Consider the following 22,052-nt stretch of genomic DNA (forward strand, 5'->3'; position numbering starts at 1 on the left):
AAGCATGGCCACGCCTCAGACCCCTTACGACGCGGTGCTGCACGCCGCACGCGACGTGACCAAGCTGGAGTCCGCCCTCGACGCCGAGATGCTCGGCAGCGCGCTGCTGGGCAGTGTCTACGCAATCGCGGAGACCGACCGCGACACCGCCGTGCGGGAGTTCGTCACCGGTTTCCTCGCCGCCACCGCCCGCCGCCGGATCGCGGCGGCGACCACCATCCGCCAGGTCTTCGCCGCGCTCGTCCCGACCGCCGAGGGCGTCGAGCGGGTACGCCCCGGCACCCAGGCCCCCGCCTGGTCCAGCCAGCTCACCCGGGTGCACCTCACCGGCAGTTGGGCGTACGGCGACGTCTACGGCGACCAGACCTCCTACCTCGCCACCTTCGCGTACGACGACGCGGCCGGCGGCCCGGAGCACGCGCTGGTGGCCCTCGTCGACCACAACATCGGAATCACCAAGGACATCTTCGTCGGCGGGCCCGCCGAACGGATCCTGGACCAGGTCCGGCAGATGTGCGCGGACGACGAGCTGACCTGGTTCCGCACCGAGGACCCGTCCCGGCTGCGCGGCGAGGTGGCCCGTCACCTCTCGGTCACCGACGACCTGGGCGAACTGCCCGGCGAGGGCTCGCTCGCCACCGACCGCGCGCTCGTGGGCGCCCGGCTCGCGGTGCTGCCCATGGCCGCCGGGCCGACCGGCCCGGCCGAGGTCGAACCGCTGTCCGCCGCCGAGCGCACCGACCTGGTCCGGCGGTTCCTGGCGTCGCCAGAAGCCGCCCGGTTCGGGCTCGACAGCGTCGACGGTCCCGAGCTCGCGTCGCTGCACTTCTGCCTGAGCCTGCTACTGGACCACGCGGCGTCCTTCCCCGACTCCGACCCGATGCGGTGGAGTCCGGCGGTGTCCGGGCTCTTCCTGCTCGACTGGGTGCACCGCCGTGCCGTGCTCGACATGGACGACGCGGCGATGCTGCCCCGGGTGCTGCGCGCCTGGGCCCGGTACGCGTCACAGCAGCGCGGGCTGCCCGAGGCCGCCGCCGAACGGACCGACGAGGCGATCGAGGAGATGGTGCCGGAGTTCGCCCGGCTCTACTCGACCGGCGAGCGGCGTAGCCCGGCCACGGCGGCCGTCGCGCAACTCATGGCCGACGGCGTGGACCCGGACGACCCGGCCGCGCTCGACGCCTGGATCGAGGCGAACCGGCATCGACTCGCCGACGACGGCGCCTGACGGCATCCGGGCGGGTGGCAGCACCAGGCCACCCGCCCGATGGTCCGCCCGGCCGCGTGGTTTGCCCGCTCAGCGCAGGGCACCGAAGACGACGGCGGCGATCAGCGCGCCGAGCACCCCGCCGGCGAGCACCTGCGCGACGGTGTGGTCCCGCAGGCGTACCCGGGCCCAGCCGACCACGCCCAACAGCGGCGCGGCGACCAGGAGCCCGCGTCCGAAGGTCAGCGCCAGGATGACCAGGGTGCCGGCGGAGACCGCCGAGTGGATCGACATCTTCCACCAGTGGCTCACCGACACGGCGACCACCAGTCCGACCAGCCCCGCCACCGCCAGCGCCAGCAGGGGCCGTGGTGCGCCGAGGACGACGAGCAGGGCCAGCCCGGCGGTGACCGAGCCGAGTCCGACCAGCAGCGGCACCCGGCGCTGCTCCCGACGGCCGATGTGGTGGTCGGTGAGTCGCCCCCGGCGGACCCCACCGACGATGTAGGCGAACGGGATGCCGGTGACGAAGACCGTCGCGAGCAGGCCCCACACCAGCCCTCGAACGCTGTCCCGACTGCTGTGCCAGCTCACGGTGATGATCAGTAGCGACACCAGCACGGCCGGCGCGGTCAGCTCGGTGACGAGCCGGGCGACCCGCAGCCCCGGACCGGGACGAGGGGCGACCGGGCGGGGTTCCGCACCGCCGCCCACGCCACCCCCTGCTACTCGCCACCGTTGACCAGCGCCGTCTCGGCGGCACCTGCCCGTCACCGTACCGCCGAGACGGCCCTCGAATGCACGGGTCCGGCCGCCGCCAGACAGACCCACCCAACGCCCCCACCCCCACCCCCACCCCCACCCCCACGCCCCCCGCCCCCGCGGTCGCTCGCGGTGATCAAGAAGTTTGCGTCACCGCGACCACGATCCTTGACGCAAAGCTCTTGATCACCGGAGTTCGGCGGGTGATGGGCCGCGCTGGGTCGCCGGAGCGCTTGACGTCGTCGGTCCGGGCGGGGGCGTCCACGATCGCGCCGATCTTGCGGTTTGTGTTGCCGTTATGGGCCGTATCGAGTCTTATGTCGCGACAGAAAGTGCGAGATCGCGGCGGTCTCCGGGTGCGGCGGCGGGACCGGGCGTGAGCGTCGGGGACGGCGCGGTGGTGGGCTCGGGTGAGGTGGCGGATGGGCGTGGGGTGGCGGATGGGCGTGGGGTGGCGGATGGGCGTGGGGTGGCGGATGGGCGTGGGGTGGCGGATGGGCGTGGGGTGGGCGACGGCGGGGCGGTGGTCGCCGGGGCGGAGAGGGTGCTGGTGGGGACGGCGGTGGGGGTCGTCGGATCGGTGGGGGTCGTCGGATCGGTGGGGGCAGTCGGATCGGTGGGGGTCGTCGGATCGGTCGTGGCGGGGGTTCCCGGATCGGTGGCGGTGGGGGTCGTCGGATCGGTCGGCGACGGGCTCGGGGTGGACGTCTCGGTCGGGTCCGGATCCGGATCCGGGGGCGCGGTCGGCGACGGCACCGGCGACGGGCTGGCCGGTGGCCCGGCCGGCGGGGCGGTGCGGGTGGGCCGGGGCGCCGGCGGCCCGGACACCACCCGGCGGGTGGGCACCCGGTCGTCGACGTGCGGGCCGTACCACGAGTCGTCCGGGACACGCCGGGGCGCGCCGGGCAGCCAGCCGGTGGTCGCGGTCGGGCCGGCGCTGGGCGGGCCGGGGGACGGGAGCACGGGCGACGGCGGCTGACTGGTCACCGGCATCGGGATGACCACCGGTCCGACCGACGGGGTCGGGATGAACGGTGTGCTGGTGTCCGGCAACGCGGAGGTGCCGGGAGTGGCCGAGCCCGCGCTGATCGCCGCGAGCACGGGCATCGACGCGGTGCCGGCCAGAAGTGCGACGGTGAGCAGGTATCCCCGGGAGGGACCACCCGCGCCGGATGCCCGGTGCGCTCCGATCACCCGGCGGTAGCCGCCCGGCGAACGGTGGCGGCCGAGCACGGGTGTGCCGGGCCCGTCACCTGACTCGTCCACCGCACACCCCTCGTCGTCGGACCCTGCGGGTCGCTGTGGGCACCGCGCGAGGGTGTAATCCGGCTAATCACCCGATCGGCGCGATCCTGCGTAATCAGCCTCGCCCAGTTACGGTCCGTCAGCCAACACCCACCGCGTGTCGACACGCGGCACTGACCGAAGGGTGACGAATCAGCACCGGATCACCCGGTGGACGCGCAGCGGCATCATGGCGACAAAGGGTGGCAAACCGTAGACGGTCGGAATGCGACCTGGGCGTACTGTGGGCACGCTCACCTGCTCTGCGAATATGGAGCACGACGGCAACGCAGCCGCGACCTCCGCGCACCCCCGCGGCAGACGCGGCCCGGCGCCGGCGCTCCCGATCCGGGTTCGGCCAGAACCCGGCTCACGCCGCGCGGCAACCCCCACCCGGGCTAGGCGCGGCCGCCAGGAACCGGTCCGGCAGCAGCCGGACAGGCGCACGAGTTGCGTGGCCGGGTGACCCCCCGGTGCCGACGCAGACACGACAGGGAGAGACCGATGGCAAAGGGCGACCCCGGGGGCACCACCCGCAGCAGGCGGGCAGCTCCCCGCTCCAGAAAGGGCGCGGCCGGCAATCCCGAGCTGGTGCAGCTGCTCACCCCCGAAGGCGAGCGGATCGACAGCGCCACCGGACCGGACGGCACCGAGTACCGCGTCGACTTCACCGACGAGGAGTACCGCGGGCTCTACCGCGACCTGGTGCTGGTCCGCAAGCTGGACGCCGAGGCGACCGCGTTGCAGCGGCAGGGCGAGCTGGGCCTCTGGGCCAGCCTGCTGGGCCAGGAGGCGGCGCAGGTCGGCTCGGGGCGCGCCCTGCGTACCCAGGACATGGCCTTCCCGACCTACCGGGAGCACGGCGTCCTCTACTGCCGGGGCATCGACCCGATCATGCCGCTCGGCCTGTTCCGTGGCGTCGACCAGGGCGGCTGGGACCCGAACGAGTTCAAGTTCAACATGTACACGATCGTCATCGGGGCGCAGACCCTGCACGCGACCGGGTACGCCATGGGCATCACCATGGACGGCAAGGTCGGCACCGACGACGGCGAGGCCGCGATCGCCTACTTCGGTGACGGGGCCACCAGCCAGGGTGACGTCAACGAGGCGTTCGTCTGGGCCAGCGTGTTCAACGCGCCGCTGGTCTTCTTCTGCCAGAACAACCAGTACGCCATCTCCGAGCCGCTGGAGCGACAGACCCGCGTCCCGCTCTACCAGCGGGCCGCCGGCTTCGGTTTCCCCGGCGTACGGGTGGACGGCAACGACGTGCTGGCGTCGTACGCGGTGACCCGCACGGCGCTGGACAACGCGCGGCACGGCCAGGGCCCGAGCCTGATCGAGGCGTACACCTACCGGATGGGCGCGCACACCACCTCCGACGATCCGACCCGCTACCGGATCGCCAGCGAGGTGGAGTCGTGGCAGGCGAAGGACCCGATCCTGCGGGTCAAGACCTTCCTGGAGAAGCAGCAGATCGCCGACGCGGCCTTCTTCGTCGAGGTCGACGAGCAGGCCCGCCGCGAGTCGGTGCACCTGCGCGAGCGGGTGCTCAGCATGCCCAACCCGGAGCCGGTGACGATGTTCGACCACGTCTACCCCAACGGCTCCCCGCTGCTCGACGAGCAGCGTGCGCAGTTCAACCGCTACATGGAGTCGTTCGAGGGGAGCGCCCACTGATGGCCACGGAGACGCTCACCCTCGGCAAGGCCCTCAACACCGGTCTGCGCCGCGCGCTGGAGAACGACAACAAGGTCGTCATCATGGGCGAGGACGTCGGCAAGCTCGGCGGCGTCTTCCGGATCACCGACGGACTGCAGAAGGACTTCGGCGACCAACGGGTGATCGACACCCCGCTCGCCGAGTCCGGCATCATCGGCACCGCCGTCGGCCTGGCCATCCGTGGCTACCGACCGGTCTGCGAGATCCAGTTCGACGGCTTCGTCTACCCCGCGTACGACCAGATCGTGTCGCAGGTGGCCAAGATGCACTACCGCTCCGGCGGCAAGCTCAGAATCCCGATGGTGATCCGCATTCCGTTCGGCGGCGGCATCGGCGCGGTCGAGCACCACTCCGAGTCGCCGGAGGCGTACTTCGCGCACACCGCCGGTCTGAAGGTCGTGACCTGCTCAAACCCGCAGGACGCGTACGTGATGATCCAGCAGGCCATCGCGTCCGACGACCCGATCGTCTTCCTGGAGCCCAAGCGGCGCTACTGGGAGAAGGGCCAGGTGGACCTGGACGCGTCGCTGTCCGACGCGTACCCGCTGCACTCGGCCCGGGTGGTGCGGCCCGGCACGGACGTGACCGTGCTGGCGTACGGCCCGATGGTGCGCACGTGCCTGGAGGCCGCGACGGCCGCCGCCGAGGACGGCCGGGAGCTGGAGGTCATCGACCTCCGCACGCTGTCCCCGCTGGACCTGGGCGCGGTCTACGAGTCGGTGAAGCGCACCGGCCGCGCGGTCGTGGTGCACGAGGCGCCGTCCAACATCGGGCTGGGCGCCGAACTGGCCGCCCGCATCACCGAGGAGTGCTTCTACTCCCTGGAGTCGCCCGTGCTGCGGGTGACCGGCTTCGACACCCCCTACCCGGCGGCCCGGGTGGAGGAGGAGTACCTGCCCGACCTCGACCGGGTGCTCGACGCCGTCGACCGCACCTTCGGCTGGTGAGCGACATGTCCCGGATCAAGACGTTCAACCTGCCCGACCTGGGCGAAGGGCTGACCGAGGGCGAGATCCTGGCCTGGCTGGTCAAGGTCGGCGACACCATCGAGCTGAACCAACCGATCGTCGAGGTCGAGACGGCCAAGGCGGCGGTGGAGATCCCGGCGAAGTGGGCCGGACAGGTGCAGGCCATCCACCACCCCGAGGGCACCACGGTCGAGGTCGGTACGCCGATCATCGCGATCGACACCGACCCGGGAGCGGGTCCACTGGACGTCCCGTCCACCACGGCCACGCCCACCGGTGACCTGCCCACTCCGTCGGCGGCGTCGCTGGCGGCCGTGGAGGTGGCCCCCGCCGAGGGCATGGTCGAGCCCGGCCTCATCGGCGGCGCCGCCCCGGGCGGCCGCACGGCGGTCCTGGTCGGCTACGGCCCCCGTACGACCAGCGCGAAGCGTCGCCCCCGCAAGAACGGCGTCCCAGCGCAGGCCGCGACCCCCGCGACCCCCGCTGGGGTCGATCATGGAATTGTGGTGGGTGACAAAGCCATCCCAACTCCCGCAAGTACGACACCACGAGTCCATGATCGACGCGACGGGGCGGGGTCCGGCGGGGCGGGCGTTTTGGCGAAGCCGCCGGTTCGGAAGCTTGCCAAGGATCTTGGGGTTGATCTGCGGGCGGTGGTCGGGTCCGGGCCGTTGGGCTCGATCACGCGGGAGGACGTACAGCAGGCGTCTCGCGGGGCCGTGGCGGCCGAGTCGGTCGCGACCACCTCGACCACGACGAGCGCCGCGAGCTTCGGCGCGGATCGTGAGCAGCGCATCCCGGTCAAGGGGGTCCGCAAGCTCACCGCCGAGAACATGTCCCGCTCGGCGTTCACCGCCCCGCACGTGACGGAGTTCCTGACCGTCGACGTGACGCGGGCGATGCGGGCGCTGGAGCGCCTGCGGGGCCGGCGCGAGTGGCGCGACGTACGGGTCTCGCCTCTGCTGCTGGTGGCGAAGGCCGTGCTGCTGGCCGTCAAGCGTCACCCCATGGTCAATTCGACCTGGGCGGGTGACGAGATCGTGGTCAAGGAGTACGTCAACCTCGGTATCGCGGCGGCGACCGAACGCGGCCTGATCGTGCCCAACGTCAAGGACGCCGGTCGGCTCTCGCTGCGCGAGTTGGCGGACGCGCTGAACGGCCTGGTGCAGACGGCGAAGTCCGGCCGCACCTCACCCGCCGACATGTCCGGCGGCACCCTGACCATCACCAACGTCGGGGTGTTCGGCGTGGACACCGGAACGCCGATCCTGCCGCCGGGCGAGTCGGCGATCCTCGCCTTCGGCGCGGTGCGGGAGATGCCCTGGGTGCACAAGGGCAAGGTCAAGGTTCGCCAGGTGACCACCCTGGGGTTGAGCTTCGACCACCGGATCATCGACGGTGAGCTGGGCTCGAAGTTCCTGCGCGACATCGGCGACTTCCTCGCCGACCCTGAGGCGGCGCTGCTCGCCTGGACCTGACGGTTCGAGACGCCAGCCACGGCCGGTGTGCCACGGGTTAACGCCCGGCACACCGGCCGTGTCCGTTGGGCGAAGGAACCGTCGGCGGCGAGCCCTGTTGACCTTTGATTGTTAGGCAGGTGTCTCAGCTCACCTAATAATCGATGGAAGTTGGCCGGCTTCTGCGGTTGAATAGACACATCAGGGGCCGACAACCGAATAGCCAGGGGGACCCAGCAATGAGCAGCATGATCGAGCGAATCCGCAACCACCGCGACGCCAACCGCCGCGCCCGTGCCATCGAGCACGCGTTGCGCTCGGCGAACTCGCCGGCCGTTCGCGAGGAGCTTCTCGTCATCGCCCAGCGTCACATGAGCTGACGCTCCACAACTTTCCTCACCTCCTCCAGATCGATGGCCCACCCGGCCCACCGGGTGGGCCATCGGCGTTCCGCCCGTGCGTCACACCGGGACGCCCGCACGTGACACCGGGATTCCGCACCGCCGCAGCGCCCGGTACGGTGGGCTTCGGTCGCCGCCCGCCGGCCCGGCCGACGCCGAGCCGATAGAAGCTGCTCGACACCACCCGGCGACGGGCAGTGACGACCGGTGCTCCTTTGGACGCCCCAAGGGGCCACCGGATACGGTGCGGGGAGCCGGCACGGCGGTACGCCGGTGACGCCGGCAGCCATGCCGAGGAGACCGATCGGCACCGGCGGCCGACATGTGATGGAGGAGGCGCACCCATGACGTCCGAGGGCCCGCACCGTCCCGGCCAGGAGCCGGACGAGGTGTCACCGGGCGCCGGCGGACCGGCGCCGTACGGCGACCGCCCGGCGCAGCCGGACAACGGCAGCAACGCCGCCGGCCCCGACCTGGGCTGGGCACCACCCCCGCCGCCCGCGCGACCGAACCCGTCCTGGGCGACCCAGGTGGAGCAGCAACCGAACCCCGCATGGGGCGCTGCCGCCGCGCCGCAGCCCAGCGATCCGGCACAGCCCGCCTGGGCCGCCGGAGGCCCTCCGGAGCCGGCCCCGACCGCCCAGTGGACTCCCGCGCAGCAGGCCTGGACGCCACCCGAGCAGCCGGCCCCCGCCTGGCCCGCCGCCTCGGCCGAGCAGCAGCCCGACTGGGCGCAGACCCAACCGGCCGCGCGTGGCGCTGCCCAGGTGCCCCCGGCCACCGCCGCCTGGCCCGCCCAGGACGACCCGTCCCGCTCCGGCGGATGGGCCGGCGGGGCGGCCCCGGTCAGCCCGTCAGCCCCCCAGTGGCACGCCGAGCCGGCGCAGCACGCCGGCCGCGCTGGCGTACCCGCGCAGCAGGACGACCCGTCCGGATCGGGCGGATGGCCCGTCGGGGCCGCCGCCGCCCGGGAAGACCAGCCCGTGTGGACGCCGGCCGAGCAGCTGCCCCAGACCTGGGGCCAACCGGCCGGGCAGGCCGAAGAGGCATCCCCTGGTTGGGCGCCGGCCGAAGCGGCCGGAGCGCGCGGCGCGGCCCAGGTCCCGGCCGGTACCTGGCCCGCGCAGGACGACGCCCCGCAGCCCACCGCCTGGGGTGCGGCAGAGAGCCGTCCGCAGCAGCCGGACTGGGTGCTTCCGTCCCAGGACCAGCCCGTCGAGCATCCGGAACCGACCGCATGGCCCCAAGCCGAGCAGGCCGGCCCCGCGTCCGCCCGGGCCAGCGTCAGCGTGCCCGGCAACGACGCGACGCCCGGCTGGGCCGCCGCCGGCCCAGACAACCAGGCGCCGGCCGCTCCCGGCGTCGCCCAGGCCGAGCCGTGGTCAGCGGGCGAGGTGTGGGGCCGCGCCGAGGCGGAGGCATCCGCACAGGCCCGCGGCGGTTGGGACGCCGACCGGGGCGACGAGCCGCCGGTGTACCAGCCCGCGCCCGCACCCGGCATCTCACCCGCCAACGCCGTGCCGCTGCCACCGCAGGAGCAGCGTGTACCGGGTGCGAGCCTCGCCGCCGCCCCACCGGCCGACTACGTGCCCCCGACGCCATTCGCCGCGCTCCCCGAGCAGCCGGCGTACCCCGAGCGGGACACCCCGGACGTGCAGCACGACGCCGAGCCGGTCGGTTGGGGCCGGGGCGAGGAGGCCTCGCCGGGTGCCGCCCTCGTGCCCGCTCCGCGTACGTCGCCGGAGTCCGGGGCGGGCCGCGCGGTCGTACCGGCGGCGGACGCCGAACCGGCCGCGGGCGCGGCGGGCCGTGCCTCGGCGAGCGCCTCGGTGCCGCTGGCCAGCCGCGTGATGCCCCCGGCCGACCAGGCGATGCGGCCGGCCAGCGCGGCCGCGCCCCAACCCCGGGTGTACGGCCGTCCGTCCCGGCCCGAGGAGGACGAGCCGCAGCAGGCGGGTCCCGAGGCGTTCCAGGCCAACCCGAGCCCCGAGCACCCGGGCACGCCCGACTGGCAGCAGGACGCCGACCGCCCCAGCGCCCCCGACTGGCCGCAGGCACCCGAGCGTCCGGCCGTACCGGACTGGCAGCAGGACGCCGGCCGTCCCAGCGTGCCCGACTGGCCGCAGGCGCCCGAGCGCCAGAGCCCGCCGGACTGGCAGAACGGGCCGGAACGGCAGGGCTTCCCCGGATGGGGCGAGGAAGCGCCGTCCGCGCCGAACGGTTTCGGTGAGCCGCCCGCGGCGGCCGCAGCCGCGCCGCCGGCCTTCCCGCCCGGTGTGCCGTCCTTCGTCGACACGCCGGGCAACAACCGGCCGATGAACGGGGTACGGCCGCAGTCCGGCGGCGAGCGTCCGGACGACCGATTCGGACCGGGCGCGCCGGCCGCCGGCACCGCCACGGTGAACGGCGCTGCGGGCTTCGGACCAGCCGTCGAGCAGCCGCCGGGGGCGCAGTTCCCGGCCTTCCCGCCGCCGCAGCCCACACCGTCCTGGGGCCAGGAGGCCAGCCAATCGGACCAGGGCCGGTTCGACTCGTTCAAGCCGGACGCGGACGAGCCCAAGGTGGAACCGCCCACGCCGAAGGTGCGCAACGGGCGGGTCCTGGCCGCGGTGCTGATCGCCGCCGTGCTCATCCTGGCGGTGCCGCTCGGCCTGCTCATGTTGCTCGGCAAGTTCGGTGGCGGGAACGACACGCCAGCCTTCGACCCGGCGGTCGGCACCTGCGTCAAGCAGGTCGGCCAGGGCGCCTCCGAGGTGAACTGCGCCGAGGCGGGCGCGTTCACGATCGTCTCCAAGGTGGATGCGAAGGACAAGTGCGCCGACCCGGCGCAGCCCCACGTGGTGCTACCCGGCGAGGGCACCAACCGGGTGCTCTGCCTCAAGCCGGCCACCAAGTAGGACCGACGACGGCGGGGCCACGGGCGACCGTGGCCCCGCCGCTTCGCGTCCGGGTGGTCCCGGCGCGTGATGTCGTCCGGGTCACGACGGCCGCACCGATGCCGCGTGGCAGGCTGGCAGGCATGGGAACGACAGCGCGCGTACGGGCCCCCGAGCTTCGGGGCCGGCAGTGGCTCAACACCGGCGGCAAGGATCTGACTCTCCAGGACCTGCGTGGCAAGATCGTTCTTGCCGACTTCTGGACCTTCTGCTGCATCAACTGCCTGCACGTGCTGGACGAGCTTCGGCCGCTTGAGGAGAAGTACGGCGACGTGCTCGTCGTGATCGGCGTGCACTCGCCGAAGTTCGAGCACGAGAAGGACGCCGACGCGCTGGTCGCCGCCGTCGAACGGTACGGGGTGCACCACCCCGTACTCGATGATCCTGAGCTGGACATGTGGCAGCAGTACGCGGCCCGCGCCTGGCCGACCCTGTCGGTGATCGACCCCGAGGGGTACGTGGTGGCCACCATGGCCGGCGAGGGTCACGCCGAAGGGCTGGCCCGGCTGATCGACGAGCTGATCGCCACCCACGAGGCGAAGGGCACCCTGCACCGGGGCGACGGGCCGTACGTTCCTCCGCCGGCGCCGGAGACGGCGCTACGCTTCCCGGGCAAGGCGGTGCTGCTGCCGGACGGCAACCTGCTGGTCTCCGACTCGGCGCGGCACTCGCTGGTCGAGGTGGCCCCGGACGGCGAGACGCCGGTACGCCGGATCGGCTCGGGCGAGCGGGGTCGGGCCGACGGGCCGGTCGGCTCGGCGACCTTCTCCGAGCCGCAGGGCCTGTGCCTGCTGCCCACGCACGTCGCCGAGGTGGCCGGTTACGACCTGGTGGTCGCCGACACCGTCAACCACCTCCTGCGCGGCGTACGGCTGGAGTCCGGCGAGGTGGTCACCGTCGCCGGCAGCGGCCGGCAGTGGCGTGCCGCGGTCGACGACCACGCCCACGACGCGCTCGCCGTGGACCTCTCCTCCCCGTGGGACCTGGCCTGGTACGACGACAAGCTGATCATCGCGATGGCGGGTATCCACCAGCTCTGGTGGTTCGACCCGATCAAGCGGACCGCCGGCATGTACGCGGGCACCACCGTGGAGGCGCTGCGGGACGGGCCGCTGCCCGAGGCGTGGATGGCGCAGCCGTCGGGGCTGTCCGTCTCGGCCGACGGCGTCCGGCTCTGGGTGGCCGACAGCGAGACCAGCGCCGTCCGGTACGTCGAGAACGGGGTGCTGGGCACCGCCGTCGGCCAGGGTCTGTTCGACTTCGGGCACGTGGACGGGCCGGCCGAGTCGGCGCTGCTGCAACACCCGCTGGGCGTGTGCGCGTTGCCGGACGGCTCGGTGCTGATCGCGGACACCTACAACGGCGCGGTGCGCCGCTTCGACCCGGCCAGCAACCAGGTCTCCACGGTGGCGGACGGGTTGGCCGAGCCGAGCGACCTGGTGCTCACCCCGTCCGGTGAGGTGCTGGTGGTGGAGTCCGCCGCGCACCGACTGACCCGGCTCGCTCCGGGCGCCCTGTCGGCGGCGGGCGCGAGCACGGTGGACGGCCCTCGGCACCGCACCGAGCGCAAGCCGACCGACGTGGCGGCCGGCGAGGTCACCCTGGACATCGTCTTCACCCCCGCCCCGGGCCAGAAGCTGGACGAGACGTACGGGCCGTCCACCCGTCTGGTCGTCTCGGCGTCCCCGCCGGAGCTGCTGCTCGACGGCGGCGGTACGGGCACCGAACTGTCCCGCCGGCTGGTGCTCAACGGCGAGGTCACCGGCGGGGTGCTCCAGGTGACCGCGCAGGCGGCGACCTGCGACGCGGACGTCGAGCACGCGGCCTGCCACCTGACCCGGCAGGACTGGGGGGTCCCGGTCCGAGTGGTCGACGGCGCCGCGACCCGGCTGCCCCTGGTCCTGCGCGGCCTCGACGCCTAAGTGAAAGGAAGGGCCCCTTGTTATACAAAATCCGATAACAAGGGGCCCTTCCTTTCACGCGAACGGGGTGAGTGTCACGCCGGCGTCGATCAGGCTGGCGCGTACGAGCTCGGTGGCGGACACCGCGCCCGGAGTGTCGCCGTGGACGCAGATCGACTCGACCGGGCAGGGGATCACGGTGCCGTCCACCGCCACGACGGTCCGTTCGGTGGCCATCCGTACCGCCCGGGTGGCCACCTCCTCCGGGTCGCTGATCAGCGCGCCGGGCGCGCCGCGCGGCACCAGCGACCCGTTGGGCAGGTAGCCGCGGTCGGCGAAGGCTTCGGCGACCACCGGTAGGCCCGCGCCGACGGCGAGTTGGGCGAGCGTGGAGCCGGGCAGACAGAGCACGGGCAGGTCGGGGTTGTGGTCGCTGACGGCGGCGACCACGGCCGCCGCCTGGGACTCGTCGGTGGCGGCGGCGTGGTACAGCGCGCCGTGTGGCTTGAGGTAGCGCACCCGGGTCCGGAAGATCCGGCAGAACGCGTCCAGGGCCCCCAACTGGTAGGTGATCTCGTCGCGCAGCTCGGCGAAGTCGTACGCGATCCGTCGCCGACCGAAGCCGGCCAGGTCGCGGTAGCCGACCTGCGCGCCCACCGCTACCCCGTGCCGTACCGCGCCCTCGCAGACCCGTCGCATCGTGGACGGGTCGCCACCGTGGAAGCCGCAGGCCACGTTGGCGCTGGTCACCAGGGCCAGCAGGGCGTCGTCGTCGCCGAGCCGCCAGATGCCGAATCCTTCGCCCAGGTCAGCGTTGAGGTCCATGAAATCTGACGGTAGTACCTGGGCGGGCCTGCGCGAGCGGGGTCACGTCGGTGACCACCCCGATGACCGGATAACCGCCGGTGGTCGGATGGTCCGCGAGGAAGATCAGGGGTTGGCCGTCCGCTGGCACCTGCACCGCGCCGAGCACGATGCCCTCGCTGGGCAGTTCGCCGGCCACCGCGCGGGGCAGCGGCGCGCCGGCGAGCCGCGCGCCGACCCGGTTGCTGACCGGGCTCACGGTGTACGCGCTGCCGAACAGCCGGTCGAGCGCGGTCGGGGTGAACCAGTCGTCACGGGGGCCGAGGCGTACGCCCAGGCGCAGTTCCGGCGCGGGAGTCGCACCGATGGTCACGTCCACCGGTGCGGGCTCGCCGGTCGGTACGCCGAGCGGCAGCCGGTCACCGTCGCGCAGTGGGGCCGGGCCGAGCCCGGCGAGGGTGTCGGTGGCGCGGCTGCCCAGCACCGCCGGCACGTCGATGCCCCCGGCCACGGCCAGCCAGCTCCGTACGCCCTGACGGGCCGGGCCGACGCGCAGCACCGTACCGGCGGGCAGGCTGAGCGGGCGTCCGGTGTCGCCCGCCCGGTCCCCGGCCTGGACGGTCACCTGCGCGCCGGTGATGGCCACGGTGGTGGCGCGGGTCAGCCGCAGCGCGCAGCCGGTCAGGGTGATCTCCAGGCCGGCGGCCTCCTCGGCGTTGCCGACCAGCCGGTTGGCGAGCCGCAGCGCGGCCGGGTCGAGAGCGCCGGAGCGGGGTACGCCGAGGTGCGCCCAGCCGGGCCGGCCGAGGTCCTGCACGGTGGTGAGCGCCCCGGCGCGCAGCACCTCGATCTCGGCGGGACCTGTCACGCCGTCACCATCCGTACGCGGGTGCCGGGACCAAGCCGGGCGGGCGGGTCGCTGTCGACGTCGAAGAGGGTCAGGTCGGTCCGGCCGACCAGCAGCCAACCGCCGGGGGACGCGCTGGGATAGATCCCGGCGTACGGGCCGGCCAGGGCGACCGAGCCGGCCGGTACCCGTGGGCGTGGGGTGGGCAGCCGGGGCAACGCCAGCTCGGCGGGGAGCCCGGTCAGGTAGGGAAAGCCGGGGGCGAACCCGCAGAAGGCCACCCGAAACGGCGTGCCGGTGAGGCGACGCCGCACCGCTGGCACGTCGACGCCCCAGTGCTCGGCGACGACCGACAGGTCCGGCCCGTCGAACAGGACCGGAACGACGACCTCCGCGCCTGTCCCGTGCGTCGATCTTGCAGTTTCTGCTGTCGACATGACCCGATCAGGCCGTTCTGTCGGGACAGAAAGTGCAAGATCGGCGGGGTGGGCGCGGGCGGCTTCGCGCGCTGCCGTGGTGACTTCGGGTGCCCAGCGGGACAGCAGGGTGGCGGTCGCGGTGGGGTTTGGTAGCCCGTCCAGTAGGACCGTGGTGGCCGCGGGAACGATCTCCACTGCGGCCAGGTCCCCGCGTTCGCGGCGCTGCCACAACTCGGCCCGCCACGCCTCGACCAGGTGAGCCGCAGGCAGGCCGGCAAGTGCGCCGAACTCGATCAGAAGGGCGTGCGCCCCGACGGGCCGAATCCGCATCGCCCCATCTTCACCGACGGGTGTCGTTTCCATCCCTCGCGATCTTGCACTTTCTGTGGCGACAAAAGGAGCTGCCCACTCATTTCAACCACCGAAACCGCAAGATCGGCGCGTGCCACGCGTCACCGGTTGGACTACTTGAAAGTAACCTACGGTGCCGTAACCTGAGGGCGTGAGCACCTCCGCCCCGCTTCGCCTGAAGCCGGTCGACATCGGTAAGCCCCGGATGCGCGGCTGGCTACACACGTACGCGTTCTTCGTCGCGCTGGTCGCCGGCATCGTGCTCTGCTCGATCGCCGCCAGCCGCCCGGGCTGGGCGCCCCTCGTGAGCTGCGCCATCTACAGCCTGACGGTCTGCGGACTGTTCGGCACCAGCGCCCTCTACCACCGTCGAGTGTGGTCGGAGCGCGGCTACCAGGTGATGCGCCGGATGGACCACTGCATGATCTTCGTGTTCATCGCCGGCACGTACACCCCGCTCTGCACCATGCTGCTCTCGACCCGGCAGGCCACCATCATGCTGGCCCTGGTCTGGGGTGGGGCTCTCGGCGGCGTGGCGCTGAAGCTCGTCTGGCCGCACGCGCCGCGCTGGGTGTCCGCGCCGCTCTACCTGGCGCTCGGCTGGGTCGCGGTCGCCATGCTGCCGGACATCCTGCACGGCGGCGGTGTCACGGCGTTGGTGCTGCTGATCGTCGGTGGTGCCATCTACAGCGTCGGCGCGGTGTTCTACGCGTTGCGCCGGCCCAACCCGTGGCCGACGGTCTTCGGCCACCACGAGTTCTTCCACGCGTGCACGCTGGTGGCCGCGCTGTGCCACCACGTCGCGATCTACTTCGCGCTGTTCGCCTGAGCTACCGCAGCCGCAGACGCGAGCCGGGGCCCCGCCACGCTGCGGGGCCCCGGCTGACGCGGTTGCGGGTCAGACCGGACGGCCCGGCCGACGAACCTCGCGGTACTCCCGCATGACCTGGTCGTCCTGGACCGGCACCACCCGGTCGACCACCACGTCCTCGCGGACCGGCGCGGCGACCACGGTACGACGGCGACCGTTCCAGAAGTAGAGGGTGACGAGCAGGCCGGCGACACCGGCGAGCATCAACACCCAGCCGACCACGGACAGGTTCAGCCACCCGAGGTCGGCCTCCACGGCGAATGCGAAGATCGCGCCCAGCGCGATCAGGAAGATGCTGCCACCAATGCCCATGTCTCGCTCCTCGGCTCTAACCTGGCGTACGACCCGCCGCGGCCGTTGGTAGGGGGTGCGGCATCCGTGGACTTACCCCGGCAGGGAGATCGCCAATCGGGCAAGCTGGGGGCATGACGGACAGCCCCGCCGAGGCGCGGACACTGGTGTTGCTCCGGCACGCGAAGGCCGAGCCGGGCAGCGAGGGTACGGACGACGCCCAGCGCCCGTTGAGCGCCCGCGGGGAGGCCGACGCGGCGGCGGCCGGCGCGTGGTTGGCCCACCACGACCTGCTGCCCGACGTGGTGATCTGCTCGACCGCCCTGCGGACCCGGCAGACCTGGCACGGCGTGGCCATGGGAATGACGGGTTCGCCCCCGGAGGGCGGGCCGGCCGGTCCCCGCCCGAGCGTGCGTTACGAGCCCGGCGCGTACGACGCCCACCCCGAGGAGCTGTTGTCGCTGGCCCGGACGGCCGATCCGGCGGCTCGGGTGGTGCTGTTGATCGCCCACAATCCGGGCGTCTCGCTGCTCTCCGCGTTTCTCGACCCGGAGACGGCGGACGAGGAGGGGCTGCGGACCGCCGAACTGGCGGTGCACCGCAGCGCGGCCACCTGGACCCAGTGGGACCGGGGCGGAGCGCCGATCGCCCAGCGGCACACGGCACGCGGCTGAGCCACCCGCCGTTCGGCGGATGGCTCAGGCGTACGCGCTCAGGGGGTCAGGACGGTGGCGCGGTCGGCGGCGGCGGGTCCGGCGGCGGAGGCATCATCGCCGTGGGATGGGACAGCCGGTTCTCCTCCACGATGAGGGTCCGGGCCCGTTTGCGCCGGTCCTGCCAGAACCAGAGGGTGGTCAGGAGCACGGCGAGCCCGGCCAGGATGAACACCCAGCCGACCGCGCGCAGGTCGATCCACCAGACGTTGGCCCGGATCGCGAAGGTCATGATCGCGCCGAGCGCGATGAGAAAGATGCCGCTTCCTACACCCATGTGCGCTGCACTCCCCCGTGCGGTGGCTCTGGGCGTTCCCGTGGTCGAGGCGGGTTACCCGCCACGGCAGCGGCATACCCGACCGCGCCCGGCCAACACGCGCCGCGCGTCGTACCGCTCGGCTGGTGGCCCTCGGAGACGGCGACGGCCGGCGGGGCGCGTGGGCCCCACCGGCCGTCACCGAGGGTGCCGGGTGGTGCGACCCGGAACCGCTCACGCGTGCCGTGGCGCGGTCAGAAGGCCTCCTCCGGGAGGTCCATGATGTCGAGGTCGGTGCCCTCGATGATGCGCCGGTCGGCGCCGATTCGCGGCAGCACCTCCCGGGCGAAGAACCGGGCGGCGGCCACCTTGCCGGTGTAGAACGCCTTGTCGGTGGCGGACACCTCGCCGGCGAGGGCCTTGAGCGCGACGTCGGCCTGCTTCTGCAGCAGCCAACCGACGACCAGGTCACCGATCGCCAGCAGGAACCGCCGGCTGCTCAGGCCGACCTTGTAGAGCGCGCGGGGGTCGCCGGCCTGCGCCTCACCCAGCCAGCCGGTCAGCACACCGAGGATGTTCTGGATCTCGGCGAGCGCCTTGCCGAGCGCCTGCCGCTCCTCCTTGAGCTGGCCGTTGCCCGCCTCGGTGGAGATGAACTCCTGGATCTCGCCGGACACCGCCAGCAGCGCCTTGCCGTTGTCCCGGACGATCTTGCGGAAGATCAGGTCGAGGCTCTGGATGGCGGTGGTGCCCTCGTACAGGGTGTCGATCTTGGCGTCCCGGACGTACTGCTCCAGCGGATAGTCCGCAAGGAAGCCAGAGCCACCGAAGGTCTGCAGGGACTCGTGGCCGAGCAACTCGTACGCCCGCTCCGAACCGACGCCCTTCACCAGCGGCAGCAGCAGGTCGTTGACCCGCTTGGCCAGCTTGGTGGCCTTCTCGTCGCCGGCCGCCTCGGCGAGCGCGACCTTGTCCTGCCAGGTGGCGGTGTAGAGGACCAGGGCCCGCAGACCCTCGGCGTACGACTTCTGCAGCAGCAGCGAGCGCCGCACGTCCGGGTGGTGGGTGATGGTGACCCGAGGGGCGGTCTTGTCGGCCTGCTGGACCAGGTCGGCGCCCTGCACCCGGTTCTTCGCGTACTCCAGGGCGTTCAGGTAGCCCGTGGAGAGCGTGGCGATCGCCTTGGTGCCGACCATCATCCGGGCGTACTCGATGATCATGAACATCTGCCGGATGCCGTCGTGCTTGTCGCCCAGCAGCCAGCCCTTGGCCGGTACGCCGTGCTCGCCGAAGGTCATCTCGCAGGTGTTGGAGACCTTCAGACCCATCTTGTGCTCGACGTTCGTGGCGTAGACGCCGTTGCGCTCGCCCAGCTCGCCGGTGGTCTCGTCGAAGTGGAACTTGGGCACGACGAACAGGGACAGGCCCTTGGTGCCGGGGCCGCCGACGCCCTCCACACCGACCGGGCGGGCCAGCACGTAGTGCACGATGTTGTCGCTCAGGTCGTGCTCGCCCGAGGTGATGAAACGCTTCACGCCCTCGATGTGCCAGCTGCCGTCGGGCTGCTGGATCGCCCGCGTACGACCCGCGCCCACGTCCGAGCCGGCGTCCGGCTCGGTGAGCACCATCGTGGAGCCCCACTGCTTGTCGATGAAGAGCTTGGCCCAGGCCTTCTGCCGCTCGGTCCCCTCGACGTGCAGCACGTGCGCGAAGGAGGGGCCGGAGGAGTACATCCAGACCGGCGCGTTCGCTCCGAGCACCAGCTCGGCGAGGGCCCACCAGAGGGCACGCGGGGCGTTGGTGCCACCCAGCGCCGGAGGCAGGTCCAGCCGCCAGAACTCCGAGTCCATGAACGCCTGGTACGACTTCTTGAACGACTCCGGCAGCGGCGCGGTGTGCGTGGCCGGGTCGAAGACCGGTGGGTTGCGGTCGCTGTCCGGGTAGCTGGCGGCCAGGTCCTCGCGGGCCAGGCGGTCCACCTCGGCGAGGAAGCTCCGGGCCGTGTCGGTGTCCAGTTCCGAGTACGGCTCCTGGCCGAACGACCGGTCCGCCCCGAAGACCTCGAACAGGTTGAACTCGAGGTCCCGAAGGTTGCTCTTGTAGTGGGTCATGCTCGCTGGCCCCGCTTCCGGACAGGTGTTACCGATCAGTAACCCCGACTGTATTACTCGTGGGTAGGCAGCGACAAGCCGATCACCTGAGTGACGGCGATTACACAGTTCCCGAGCGGTGGTCCCGTTCAGCTCTCGGCGGCGCCGACTTCCCAGCTCGGCACGGCCGACGTGACCCCGGTGCGGGAACCGACGTACTCCATCAGGACCAGCGCGATGTCGTCGTCCAGGCGACCGTGCACCCACTCGACGAGGGCGGTCTCGAGCGACGCGAGCCCGTCGGCGACCGTGCCGTGTCCGAGCAACCGCCACGCCCGGTCGGCGGTGGGGAAGAACTCGCCGTCCCGCCGGGCCTCACCGAGACCGTCGGTGAACAACAACAGCCGGTCGCCCGGCTCCAGACGCTCCACCCGGGGCCGGACCGCCGGCATGAACCCGAGCGGCGGCGCGGGCGCCGGCGGCTCCAACGGGATCACCGCGCCCCGGCGCAGCAGCAGCGGAGAGGGGTGGCCGCAGTTGACGATCGTCAGCGTCCCGCCCCGCTCCTCGACCAGCGCGGCCGTCACGAAATCCTCGTCGCCGACGTTGCGGGCCACCGCGCGGTCCAGGTCGGCGACCACGGCACGCAGGTCGGCCCGCTCGTAGGCCACGTGCCGGTACGAACCCAGGACGATGCTGGCCAGGCGGACCGCGTCCAGACCCTTGCCACGTACGTCACCGATGATCATGCGGACCCCGTACGGGGTGTCGATCGCCTCGTACAGGTCCCCGCCGATCTCGGCGGTGGCGGTGGAGGAGATGTAGCGGCCGGCCACCGAGAGCATGCCGACCTGCGGTCCGAGTGGCCGCAGCACGGCCTGCTGGGCCACCGACGCGAGCTTGGTCAGCTCGGCGATCTGCTTCGCCTGGCGCTGTCGTACCCAGGCCACCGCCACGGCCAGCCCGCTCGCGATCCCGACCGCCACCATGTTGACCGAGGTCACCAACATCATCCTCGGGTCGGTCGCCGCGAAGGCGATCCCGATCACGGTCGCCACGGCGCCCACGCCCAGCACCACCCGCCAGGCCGCCAGCGCGGCGGCCAGGATCGGGGCGGCGGCCAGGAGCGCGACATAGTGGGCCCGGCGGCCGTCGGCCAGTTCCAGCACCGAGACGATCGCGAGCAGGACGACGGCCGCGCCGATGCCGGCGCGGGATCCGGGGCTCAGCGGGCTACGGCCCGACTGGAGGAGTCGCGTGGGTACGAGGGACAGCATGCCTGATCGACGTGAACCGGTGAATGAACCTGGCCCGTCGTCCGAGGATGTTCTGTCCGCCCGGCCCACGCTGGCGGCCGGATCGGCGTTCTCGAATACGCTCAGCCGAGAACCTCGTAGCGAACGGTGAGCGCTCCGACGTCGACCGAGGCGATGGTCGCGAAGGCGGCCCGGGACAGGTCGAGGCAGCGACCGTCGATGAACGGCCCACGGTCGTTGATCCGCACGACGACGGACTTGCCGTTGCTCGGGTTGGTCACCCGGACCTTGGTGTTGAACGGCAGGGTCTTGTGCGCCGCGGTCAACTCGTTCGGGTTGAACGACTCACCGTTGGCCGTCAGCTGCCCGTCGGAGTAGAAGGACGCGCCACACGATCCGCTCTCCAGGACCTTCGCCGCCGCCGTGGTCTTCTTGGCCTTGGGGCTCGGCTTCGGCGACGCGGTGCGGGCCTTGCCCCGGGAGGCGGCCTGCGGCGATCGGCTGGCGGACGGGCTCGCCGTCACGCTGGGTGTCGCGGTGGCACTGGCGCTCGGCGAGACGCTCGGGGAGGCGGGGGTGAGACTGGCGGCGGTGGTGGGGGTGAAGTCCAGCGCCGCCTGCCCCGACTGGCCGGAGCCCGACGTGAGCTGGACGGCGCCGACGGTACCGCCGACGGCCAGGGCGACGCCGACCGCCGCGGTGGCCGCGATGCCCGCCGGGGAGGAGAAGATGCGGGTACGGGAGTGCCTACCTGCCACCGGCCCGGTCCTTTCGTCGATTGAACAAACCGGGTCGGACCGTAACGAGAGAAGCACTTCCGAAGTCAACGTGATCATGGTGTTATGCCAGTATTTGCCCCAGTAGCTATAGCCGATCATCCGAGGCGGGGTGGGTCGAGCGGCCCAGGTGCGGACGCGCCGAGCGCCCGTGCCGCACGATGGACGGATGCCCACCGAGCTGACCGGACGTCTGGCCGACCTGTTCCGCTGGATCGACCCCGGCCCGGACGTCAGCCACCTGGTCAGCGACATCTCCGGCTGGTGGCGCGACCCGACGGTCCTGGCCGAGCTGGGCCCCGCCCTGGTCGCCCCGTACCGGAAGGCCCGACCGACGGTGGTGCTCGCCCCGGCGGTCACCGGCCTGTTGCTCGGACCGCTGGCCGCGACCGCCCTCGGGGTCGGCTTCGTGGCCGCGCACAAACCCGGCGACGGCAGGTTGCCGGCCGGCCCGCTCACCTGGGCGCAGAGCCCGCCCGACTACCGGGGCCGGCAGGTCGACCTGGCCGTCCGGGAGCGACACCTCGGCCCCGAAGACCGGGTGCTCGTGGTGGACGACTGGGTACGCACCGGCGCCCAGATCCGCGCCCTCTACGACATCTGCGCCTTGCGCGGCGCACAGGTCCTCGGGGCGGCCGTGGTGGCCGTGGACTGCCCGCCGGAGACCGCCGCCGCGCTGCGGATCACCGGCCTGATCAGCGGTGAAGAGTTGCCGGGTTGACCTGAAGCGCACTTCACCT

General features: G+C 72.5%; 20 protein-coding genes. 10 read left to right on the top strand and 10 right to left on the bottom strand.

Annotated features, from left to right (window positions below; translation table 11 throughout):
• Window positions 1-4: 4 nt before the first annotated feature.
• Entirely contained in the window at window positions 5-1,228 is a 1,224-nt protein-coding gene (locus tag AB0B55_RS12120) for a hypothetical protein (RefSeq protein ID WP_357129555.1), read from the top strand.
• Window positions 1,229-1,297: 69 nt separating this feature from the next.
• Here AB0B55_RS12120 and AB0B55_RS12125 read toward each other — a convergent pair whose 3' ends face one another.
• A complete protein-coding gene (locus tag AB0B55_RS12125) occupies window positions 1,298-1,921 on the bottom strand; it encodes a phosphoesterase PA-phosphatase (protein WP_355048472.1) in 624 nt (207 codons plus the stop codon).
• Between the two features lie 363 nt (window positions 1,922-2,284).
• A complete protein-coding gene (locus AB0B55_RS12130) occupies window positions 2,285-3,235 on the bottom strand; it encodes a hypothetical protein (RefSeq protein WP_357171694.1) in 951 nt (316 codons plus the stop codon).
• Between the two features lie 522 nt (window positions 3,236-3,757).
• Here AB0B55_RS12130 and pdhA point away from each other — a divergent pair.
• The 6 genes from pdhA (at window position 3,758) to AB0B55_RS12160 (ending at window position 12,659) form a co-directional block, all read left to right on the top strand.
• A complete protein-coding gene (pdhA, locus tag AB0B55_RS12135) occupies window positions 3,758-4,933 on the top strand; it encodes a pyruvate dehydrogenase (acetyl-transferring) E1 component subunit alpha (protein WP_357129546.1) in 1,176 nt (391 codons plus the stop codon).
• Complete coding sequence (locus AB0B55_RS12140; RefSeq protein ID WP_357129543.1) at window positions 4,933-5,922, top strand: alpha-ketoacid dehydrogenase subunit beta; 990 nt, start codon at window positions 4,933-4,935, stop codon at window positions 5,920-5,922. The genes pdhA and AB0B55_RS12140 overlap by 1 nt, the downstream gene beginning before the upstream one ends.
• Entirely contained in the window at window positions 5,919-7,421 is a 1,503-nt protein-coding gene (locus tag AB0B55_RS12145; RefSeq protein WP_357129541.1) for a dihydrolipoamide acetyltransferase family protein, read from the top strand. The genes AB0B55_RS12140 and AB0B55_RS12145 overlap by 4 nt, the downstream gene beginning before the upstream one ends.
• A gap of 218 nt (window positions 7,422-7,639) precedes the next feature.
• On the top strand, window positions 7,640-7,780 hold the full coding sequence (locus AB0B55_RS12150; protein ID WP_357129538.1) for a hypothetical protein: 141 nt from the start codon (window positions 7,640-7,642) through the stop codon (window positions 7,778-7,780).
• A 365-nt stretch (window positions 7,781-8,145) separates the two neighbouring features.
• Window positions 8,146-10,698 carry a hypothetical protein gene (locus AB0B55_RS12155; protein WP_357171695.1) on the top strand — a complete coding sequence of 851 codons (2,553 nt, stop codon included), beginning with the start codon at window positions 8,146-8,148 and terminating at the stop codon, window positions 10,696-10,698.
• A gap of 122 nt (window positions 10,699-10,820) precedes the next feature.
• Window positions 10,821-12,659, top strand: coding sequence for an NHL domain-containing thioredoxin family protein (locus tag AB0B55_RS12160; protein WP_357129532.1), 1,839 nt, complete (start codon window positions 10,821-10,823; stop codon window positions 12,657-12,659).
• Window positions 12,660-12,713: 54 nt separating this feature from the next.
• On the opposite strand, the gene AB0B55_RS12165 is transcribed toward AB0B55_RS12160, so the two are convergent.
• From AB0B55_RS12165 to AB0B55_RS12175, 3 genes are read right to left on the bottom strand one after another with little or no spacing between them, the layout of a single operon-like run.
• Complete coding sequence (locus AB0B55_RS12165) at window positions 12,714-13,463, bottom strand: 5-oxoprolinase subunit PxpA (RefSeq protein WP_357129529.1); 750 nt, start codon at window positions 13,461-13,463, stop codon at window positions 12,714-12,716.
• Window positions 13,447-14,310 (bottom strand): biotin-dependent carboxyltransferase family protein, encoded by an 864-nt coding sequence (locus AB0B55_RS12170; protein WP_357129526.1) that lies wholly within the window; start codon window positions 14,308-14,310, stop codon window positions 13,447-13,449. Before AB0B55_RS12170 ends, AB0B55_RS12165 begins: the two co-directional genes overlap by 17 nt.
• Window positions 14,307-15,038 carry an allophanate hydrolase subunit 1 gene (locus tag AB0B55_RS12175; RefSeq protein ID WP_357129523.1) on the bottom strand — a complete coding sequence of 244 codons (732 nt, stop codon included), beginning with the start codon at window positions 15,036-15,038 and terminating at the stop codon, window positions 14,307-14,309. The genes AB0B55_RS12170 and AB0B55_RS12175 overlap by 4 nt, the downstream gene beginning before the upstream one ends.
• Window positions 15,039-15,210: 172 nt before the next feature.
• Here AB0B55_RS12175 and AB0B55_RS12180 point away from each other — a divergent pair, with 172 nt between their 5' ends.
• Window positions 15,211-15,888: a hemolysin III family protein gene (locus AB0B55_RS12180; protein WP_357129520.1), complete on the top strand. Its 678-nt coding sequence runs from the start codon at window positions 15,211-15,213 to the stop codon at window positions 15,886-15,888.
• A 69-nt stretch (window positions 15,889-15,957) separates the two neighbouring features.
• Here the strand turns inward: AB0B55_RS12180 and AB0B55_RS12185 are convergent, their stop codons facing one another.
• Window positions 15,958-16,242: a DUF6458 family protein gene (locus AB0B55_RS12185; RefSeq protein ID WP_357129517.1), complete on the bottom strand. Its 285-nt coding sequence runs from the start codon at window positions 16,240-16,242 to the stop codon at window positions 15,958-15,960.
• A 113-nt stretch (window positions 16,243-16,355) separates the two neighbouring features.
• Here AB0B55_RS12185 and AB0B55_RS12190 point away from each other — a divergent pair, with 113 nt between their 5' ends.
• Window positions 16,356-16,895, top strand: a complete 540-nt coding sequence (locus AB0B55_RS12190) for a histidine phosphatase family protein (RefSeq protein ID WP_357171696.1) — start codon at window positions 16,356-16,358, stop codon at window positions 16,893-16,895.
• 46 nt (window positions 16,896-16,941) lie between these two features.
• Here the strand turns inward: AB0B55_RS12190 and AB0B55_RS12195 are convergent, their stop codons facing one another.
• The 4 genes from AB0B55_RS12195 to AB0B55_RS12210 form a co-directional block, all read right to left on the bottom strand.
• Window positions 16,942-17,211, bottom strand: a complete 270-nt coding sequence (locus tag AB0B55_RS12195) for a DUF6458 family protein (protein WP_007454197.1) — start codon at window positions 17,209-17,211, stop codon at window positions 16,942-16,944.
• 233 nt (window positions 17,212-17,444) lie between these two features.
• A complete protein-coding gene (locus tag AB0B55_RS12200) occupies window positions 17,445-19,301 on the bottom strand; it encodes an acyl-CoA dehydrogenase (RefSeq protein ID WP_357171697.1) in 1,857 nt (618 codons plus the stop codon).
• Window positions 19,302-19,429: 128 nt separating this feature from the next.
• Entirely contained in the window at window positions 19,430-20,557 is a 1,128-nt protein-coding gene (locus AB0B55_RS12205; RefSeq protein ID WP_357171699.1) for a PP2C family protein-serine/threonine phosphatase, read from the bottom strand.
• 101 nt (window positions 20,558-20,658) lie between these two features.
• Entirely contained in the window at window positions 20,659-21,294 is a 636-nt protein-coding gene (locus AB0B55_RS12210) for a septal ring lytic transglycosylase RlpA family protein (RefSeq protein WP_357171700.1), read from the bottom strand.
• Between the two features lie 187 nt (window positions 21,295-21,481).
• Between AB0B55_RS12210 and AB0B55_RS12215 the strand changes: the two genes are divergently transcribed.
• The gene (locus tag AB0B55_RS12215; RefSeq protein WP_357129502.1) at window positions 21,482-22,033 is read left to right on the top strand and encodes a phosphoribosyltransferase; all 552 of its coding nucleotides are present in this window, start codon (window positions 21,482-21,484) and stop codon (window positions 22,031-22,033) included.
• The last annotated feature ends 19 nt before the right edge of the window (window positions 22,034-22,052 follow it).

This window comes from Micromonospora sp. NPDC049107, from assembly GCF_040648595.1.
GTDB lineage: Bacteria > Actinomycetota > Actinomycetes > Mycobacteriales > Micromonosporaceae > Micromonospora.

Coding starts and splice junctions, on each gene's coding strand:
- AB0B55_RS12140 (WP_357129543.1), top strand. CDS start 4,933: ATGGCCACGGAGACGCTCACCCTCGGCAAGGCCCTCAACACCGGTCTG.
- AB0B55_RS12150 (WP_357129538.1), top strand. CDS start 7,640: ATGAGCAGCATGATCGAGCGAATCCGCAACCACCGCGACGCCAACCGC.
- AB0B55_RS12155 (WP_357171695.1), top strand. CDS start 8,146: ATGACGTCCGAGGGCCCGCACCGTCCCGGCCAGGAGCCGGACGAGGTG.
- AB0B55_RS12120 (WP_357129555.1), top strand. CDS start 5: ATGGCCACGCCTCAGACCCCTTACGACGCGGTGCTGCACGCCGCACGC.
- AB0B55_RS12175 (WP_357129523.1), bottom strand. CDS start 15,038: ATGCGGATTCGGCCCGTCGGGGCGCACGCCCTTCTGATCGAGTTCGGC.
- AB0B55_RS12205 (WP_357171699.1), bottom strand. CDS start 20,557: ATGCTGTCCCTCGTACCCACGCGACTCCTCCAGTCGGGCCGTAGCCCG.
- AB0B55_RS12215 (WP_357129502.1), top strand. CDS start 21,482: ATGCCCACCGAGCTGACCGGACGTCTGGCCGACCTGTTCCGCTGGATC.
- pdhA (WP_357129546.1), top strand. CDS start 3,758: ATGGCAAAGGGCGACCCCGGGGGCACCACCCGCAGCAGGCGGGCAGCT.
- AB0B55_RS12195 (WP_007454197.1), bottom strand. CDS start 17,211: ATGGGTGTAGGAAGCGGCATCTTTCTCATCGCGCTCGGCGCGATCATG.
- AB0B55_RS12160 (WP_357129532.1), top strand. CDS start 10,821: ATGGGAACGACAGCGCGCGTACGGGCCCCCGAGCTTCGGGGCCGGCAG.
- AB0B55_RS12185 (WP_357129517.1), bottom strand. CDS start 16,242: ATGGGCATTGGTGGCAGCATCTTCCTGATCGCGCTGGGCGCGATCTTC.
- AB0B55_RS12165 (WP_357129529.1), bottom strand. CDS start 13,463: ATGGACCTCAACGCTGACCTGGGCGAAGGATTCGGCATCTGGCGGCTC.
- AB0B55_RS12190 (WP_357171696.1), top strand. CDS start 16,356: ATGACGGACAGCCCCGCCGAGGCGCGGACACTGGTGTTGCTCCGGCAC.
- AB0B55_RS12200 (WP_357171697.1), bottom strand. CDS start 19,301: ATGACCCACTACAAGAGCAACCTTCGGGACCTCGAGTTCAACCTGTTC.